The 5,813-nt window shown below is 68.6% G+C and carries 7 protein-coding genes; 6 read left to right on the top strand and 1 reads right to left on the bottom strand.

All coding sequences use genetic code 11. From position 1 onward, the window contains the following. The 6 genes from WBA11_RS01590 to WBA11_RS01615 form a co-directional block, all read left to right on the top strand. On the top strand, window positions 1-122 hold a 122-nt coding region (locus WBA11_RS01590), incomplete at its 5' end, for an IS3 family transposase (RefSeq protein ID WP_424518985.1). Between the two features lie 106 nt (window positions 123-228). Next, the gene (locus WBA11_RS01595; protein WP_424518979.1) at window positions 229-888 is read left to right on the top strand and encodes a hypothetical protein; all 660 of its coding nucleotides are present in this window, start codon (window positions 229-231) and stop codon (window positions 886-888) included. 121 nt (window positions 889-1,009) lie between these two features. Beyond that, window positions 1,010-1,843 carry an SDR family oxidoreductase gene (locus tag WBA11_RS01600; RefSeq protein ID WP_424518980.1) on the top strand — a complete coding sequence of 278 codons (834 nt, stop codon included), beginning with the start codon at window positions 1,010-1,012 and terminating at the stop codon, window positions 1,841-1,843. Window positions 1,844-2,017: 174 nt separating this feature from the next. Next, a complete protein-coding gene (locus WBA11_RS01605) occupies window positions 2,018-2,680 on the top strand; it encodes a hypothetical protein (RefSeq protein WP_424518981.1) in 663 nt (220 codons plus the stop codon). Continuing rightward, the gene (locus WBA11_RS01610; RefSeq protein WP_424518982.1) at window positions 2,664-2,996 is read left to right on the top strand and encodes a DUF971 domain-containing protein; all 333 of its coding nucleotides are present in this window, start codon (window positions 2,664-2,666) and stop codon (window positions 2,994-2,996) included. The genes WBA11_RS01605 and WBA11_RS01610 overlap by 17 nt, the downstream gene beginning before the upstream one ends. A gap of 150 nt (window positions 2,997-3,146) precedes the next feature. Next, entirely contained in the window at window positions 3,147-4,769 is a 1,623-nt protein-coding gene (locus WBA11_RS01615; protein WP_424518983.1) for a CotH kinase family protein, read from the top strand. A 38-nt stretch (window positions 4,770-4,807) separates the two neighbouring features. On the opposite strand, the gene WBA11_RS01620 is transcribed toward WBA11_RS01615, so the two are convergent. Continuing rightward, window positions 4,808-5,728, bottom strand: a complete 921-nt coding sequence (locus WBA11_RS01620; protein WP_424518984.1) for a hypothetical protein — start codon at window positions 5,726-5,728, stop codon at window positions 4,808-4,810. Window positions 5,729-5,813: the final 85 nt, after the last annotated feature.

The raw sequence follows: 5,813 nt of genomic DNA on the forward strand, positions 1-5,813 counted from the left end.
TGTTCGACTACATCGAGGTCTTCTACAACCGTCAGCGCAAGCACTCGACGCTGGGCTACCTGAGTCCGGCGGTCTTCGAGGCGCGATCTTCCACCGAGGGGATGTCTACCGAAACGACGTAAGCTCAGGAGACGGCTTGGCCTCGTCCTCGAGGTCGAGAAGTAACCCCGGGTCCCATGACGACCTCGAGGGCGCGACCTAGTCTCAGGACGCACCGACCCCCCTCCGATGCGATACGCCCTCGCGCTCACCGTCTCGCTCTTCCTCCTTGCCGCCTGCGGCGACGCGTCCGACCTCGAGGCCGAGCCGACCGAAACGACGGAATCTGCCGACGTGGAGGCGGCGGAGGTCGTGACTCCCGTCGGGTCTGAATCAGTTGTCGAGCCGACGACCGCTGTGGAGCCGGCGGCCCCTGTCGTGCCGGCCACCGCGCCGACGGCTCGCACGACCGAGCAGTGCCGCGAGCGCGCCGTCGAGGTCGCGAGTTGGGGGTACGGCTCGGCCATGCCCCAGCACACGTTCGCGTTCGCGACGTCTCGAGACCCCGGCGCGTGCTTTATCCCGCTCGACCAGAGCGCCGACGCGTCCTCGACGGGGCTCTACCCCTACACGCTCCAGGTCGACGAGGGCGGCGAGATCCAGGACCTCGTCATGACCACGATGCCGCAGCCGGGGGACCGCATCGTCGCGGTCGGGGCGGAGGACGTCAACGACGACGGCACCGAAGACCTGTTCGTCGTTCACGCCGCGCGCGGAGCGGACGTGGCCCTGCTCTCCGACGGCGGAGGCTGGACGCAGGGGATCATCGGCAACGGCGAGGCGGGCATCTTTGTCGAGACGGTCGCCGAGCTCATCGAGTTCTGGAAGAACCCCGTCTTTCCTCCTTGATCCGGCCCTCGAGGACGGGGCGCGGCTGCTTGTTAAGCCGGCTTGAGCAGCCTCGAGGACGGGGAGCGACGGAACGCGGTCGGGCGGCGCGGCTACCAGAGAGTCCTATCTCTACACGCGCATGGCCTCCCTCGACGGCAAAACCATCTTCCTGACCGGCGGCAGCCGCGGCATCGGCCGGGCCATCGCGATCCGCGCCGCGCGCGACGGCGCCAACGTGGCCATCGCGTCCAAGACGGCCGAGCCCCACCCTAAGCTGCCCGGCACCATCCACACGGTTGCCACCGAGATCGAAGAGGCCGGCGGCCACGCGCTCCCGCTCCAGGTCGACGCCCGCGATGAGGACCGCGTCCTCGAGGCCGTGGCCGAGACCGCCGAGCGGTTCGGGGGCATCGACATCGTGGTCAACAACGCGAGCGCCATCTTCCTGGCCGGGACCGAGTCCACGCCGATGAAGCGCTACGACCTGATGCAGAGCGTCAACACGCGCGCCACGTTCTGCGTCACGCAGGCCGCGTTGCCGCACCTCCAGGAGAGCGCCAAGGCCGGCCGCAACCCACACGTGATGGCGCTGAGCCCGCCGCTCAACCTCGACCCCAAGTGGTTCGGCCCGCACGTCGCCTACACGATCTCGAAGTACGGCATGTCGATGTGCATCCTGGGCTGGGGCGAGGAGCTCCAGGACGACGGGATCGCCGCGAACGCCCTGTGGCCGCGCACGACCATCGCGACCGCCGCCGTCAAGTACGCGCTCGGTGGCGACGCGATGATGAACATGAGCCGCACGCCCGAGATCATGGCCGACGCCGCGCACTGGGTCCTGACCCAGCCGTCCACCACGACCGGCAACTTCTTTATCGACGACGAGGTGCTGGCAAAAGCGGGCAAGACAGACTTGTCCGAGTACGCCGTCACACCCGGCGCGACGGAGTTCATGCCGGACCTGTTCTTGTAGGGGTTGGGGGTTGGGGGTTGGGGGCTGGGTGTTGGGGATTGGGGACGTCCAACCCGACCTCAGGGACGGCGACTCCGCACACACTCACAAGAGTCATCCCCGCACAGGCGGGGACCCATACGGTGACGCTCGCGACCTCGAGGCTGAGCGCTCGCGCTCAAGGACACCCCGCCCATGCCATCTCCCCAAACGCCTCCCGCCGGCCTCGAGGGCTCCCGGACCGTCGTCGGCTACGACCCGGGCGGGAACGGGCGCCACGGCCTGGCCCTCCTCGACCTCGAGGACGGCCAGCCCCACGCCTTGCGCCTGTCCACCCATCCGACGGTCGAGTCCGTCCTGACCGCCCTCGAGGACGAGTCGGTCGCCGCCGTCGGCGTGGACACGTTGACGTGCTGGGCGACGGGCCGGAGCGGCTGGCGACCGGCCGATCGCTGGCTCCGGCGCGAGTATCCGGCCTCGAGGCGGAGCACGGCCGCACCGAACTCGCTCTACGGGTCGATGAGCGTGGGCGGCATGGCCGTCTTGCTCGCGTTGCGCGCCCGCCAGCCAGAGGTGCCCGTCTCCGAGACGCACCCGAAGGTGCTCTACCGCGCGCTCTGGCACCGCCACTACGACTACGTTGCCGAGGCGAAGCCGATGGACGCCGACCTGTCGGCCCGCCTCGGCCTCGAGGTCGGCACGGCCAATGACCACGAATGGGACGCGGCCGTCTCGGCGCTCGTCGCCCTCCACCTGCTCCGCGGCGACTGGCCGCGCGACCTCCACACCCTGCCCACCGACGCCGACGAACGCCTCGTCTGGCCGTGTGGCCCCACGCACTTTGTCTGGCCCGAGTAACCGCCCCGTCCGCCTCCAAGCCGACGCCTCCGCCCAGTCTCTCACCGTCGGCTGGGCCGACGGCGCGACCTCGACGTTCTCGTACGAGGGGCTGCGCCGCGCCTGCCCGTGTGCCGAGTGCCGCGGCGGGCACGGAAAGATGGCCGAGCCCGTCGACCCGGTCGTGTTCTCGATCCCGTCCTTGATGACGTACGAGATCAAAGAGCTCCGGCCCTCCGGCCACTACGCGCTCCAGATCGTCTGGGGCGACGGCCACGATTCGGGCCTGTTCCGCTGGGAGCTCTTGCGCGGCTACGGCGACGCCCTCGAGGGGTAGCCGTCGTCCTCGAGGACGCGTGGCACCGTTTCGTGCGACGCTGCGGGGGCGCTTCAAGCCTTCCGCGTCCTCGAGGGCGAAAGCACCGGCCCGACCTCGAGGGCGGGTTTGTGTCCCCTATGTTTCCGCCGCAACTCAACTCCCACCACGATGCGGTTTCTGTTCCTCGCCCTCGTCCTGGCTGTCCCGGCGTTCGCCCAGAGCGTCTCGTTCACGTCCTCGAACCTGCCCATCGTCCTGATCGATACGGACGCGCAGGAGATCCCGGACGAGCCCAAGATCATGGCTCGGATGCAGATCATCGACAACGGGCCGTCGGTGCGCAACGCGGTCACGGACGCGCCGAACGACTACGACGGGTTCATCGGCATCGAGCGCCGGGGCTCGACGTCGCAGGCCTTCTTTCCCAAAAAGCAGTACGGCGTCGAGTTGTGGGACGCTGACGGTGACGACATCGACGCGTCGCTGCTGGGGATGCCGACGGAGGAGGACTGGATCCTGCAGGCGCCGTACAGCGACAAGACTCTGATGCGCAACGTGCTCGCCTACGGGCTGGCCCGGCGGCTGGGCCAGTACGCGAGCCGGACGCGGTTCTGCGAGGTCGTGCTCAACGGCGAGTACCAGGGCGTCTACGTGCTGATGGAGAAGCTCAAGCGCGACGACGAGCGCATCGACATCAACAACCTCAAGGACGACGAGGTCGAGGGCGACGACCTGACGGGCGGCTACATCTTCAAGCTCGACAAGACGACCGGCAGCGGCGGCGACGCCGGCTGGACCTCGCCGTACCCCTCGCCCTCGAACGCGAGCAACCCGGTCCGCTACTTGTTCGAGGACCCCGACGCCGACGACATCGTCCCGGAGCAAGTCGCCTACATCTCGGGCTTCATGACCGACTTCGAGAACGCGATGGCGAGCGACAGCTTCCAAGACGAGGCCACCGGCTATCCCGCGTACATCGACCTCGACTCGTTTATCGACTTCTACTTGGTCAACGAGGTCGCGAAGAACGTGGACGGGTACCGGCTGAGCTCATTCTTTTACAAGGACAAGGACTCCAACGACCCGCTGCTCCACGCCGGGCCGGTGTGGGACTTTAACCTCGCCTTCGGCAACGCGAACTACTACAGTGGCGAGGACCCGACCGGCTTCCAGGTCGACTTTCTCCAATCCGGCGACCCCTTCCCGATCCCGTTCTGGTGGCCCAAGCTGGTCGAGAGCGACGGGTTCCGAGTTCGGCTCCAGGACCGGTGGACGACGCTTCGGCAAGGCCTCCTCCACACGGATTCGCTGATGGCGGAGATCGACGCCAACGTCGCGCTGTTGGACGAGGCGCAGGCCCGCAACTTCCAGCGCTGGCCCATCCTGGGCGAGTACGTCTGGCCCAACGTCTACGCCAACCCCAACGCCACCTACGCCGACGTGGTGGGCTACATGAAGGGCTGGCTCCGCGACCGGATGGCGTGGCTGGACGCCGAGATCCGCCGAGGCACGAGCACGCCTCCCAGCCTCGAGGCCGGCTTCTCGATCTCGACGTGGCCCAACCCCTCGAGCGGCGCCGTCCGCATCGAGGTCGACCTCGATGTCGTAGAGCCCGTCACCGTCGAGGTGCTCGACGTCCGAGGGCGCCGCGTCCTCGAGGTCTGGGACGGACCGCTCGCGGATGGCGCCGTCCTCGAGGTCGAGACGTCGTCCCTCTCGTCCGGCGTCTACGTCGTGCGCGCGACGACGGCCGCCGAGACCGCGACTCGGCGCCTCGCCATCGTGCGGTAACCCCGTCCTCGAGAACCGTCGGGTCGGCGCAGCCGGCGCTACTCCGTCGGCCAGCCGAAGCGGGGTGGCCAGGATCTGCTCATCCGATCGAACCACTCGCGGAGCGAGGCCAGCCCGAGCTCCGCTCGCTGCTCGTCCGCGCCGTCCTCGAGGGGGTACGAGACGGACTCCTCGGCGCCATCGTCCCACCAGAAGGCCGTTCCGTAGAGTTGAGGATGGCCGGTATCTACACGATGCTGATCGACGGCCTCGATATAGCGATCGGCGTCGGCCTCGCCGTCCTCGACGGCGGCGCGGTAGGCGGGCAGGAATCGCTCTCTGCCATCGGGCGGCAGACGCCCGATGAGTGCACGGGCGCTCTCTGCACCGGCCTCTCCGACCACGCTCTCTCGGGGCCACCCCCGATCTTCAAACAAGACGACGGCTTGAGACGCGACCGCATGGTCGACCGCATCGAGGGCGGCCACGCGGCTCTCGCGGTCGATGTCTGAGAGCGTCGAGTCGCCCTCGAGGTCGTGCCGCTGGTCCGCGACGCGCTCGGCCTCGAGGGCGAGCCGGATCACGTCTCGTGCGGAGGCTTCGTCGTAGTCGGGGAGTCTGAGGGCCTGCGCCCGGTGGACCGCGTCGATCCATCCGTCCCAGGCCCGGCCGCGGAGTGGTTCGAAGCTGTCCACCCGGTGCGCGTAGAGCACGCTCGCGAACCCCGTCTTGGCCGCCAGGTGCAGGAAGGAGACGGCCTGTCGAGGTCTGCCTACCCGCATGGCGTCCTCCGCAGCGCCGAACGGCACGAACGGGTTGGTCGGCGCCGCGCGGCTGAACGCGACCTCGTACCAGTCGAGGGCGCCCTCGAGGTCGTCGGCACGAGCGAGCGTGTACGCCGAGTCGAGGGCGACGTCGTAGTCCCACGTCTGGGCCGACGCCGTGGCCGTGAGCAGGAGAGAGGCGAGAAAAAGGCGCATGGGAGACGAGGTCCCTTCGAGTCGTTGCGGACGTGGTCTATACGTGGTTTCCGTCCCGAAGAGACCAGATCCCATCGGCCGGCCG

The sequence above is a fragment of the Rubrivirga sp. genome (genome assembly GCF_049648075.1).
Classification (GTDB): Bacteria; Bacteroidota; Rhodothermia; order Rhodothermales; family Rubricoccaceae; genus Rubrivirga.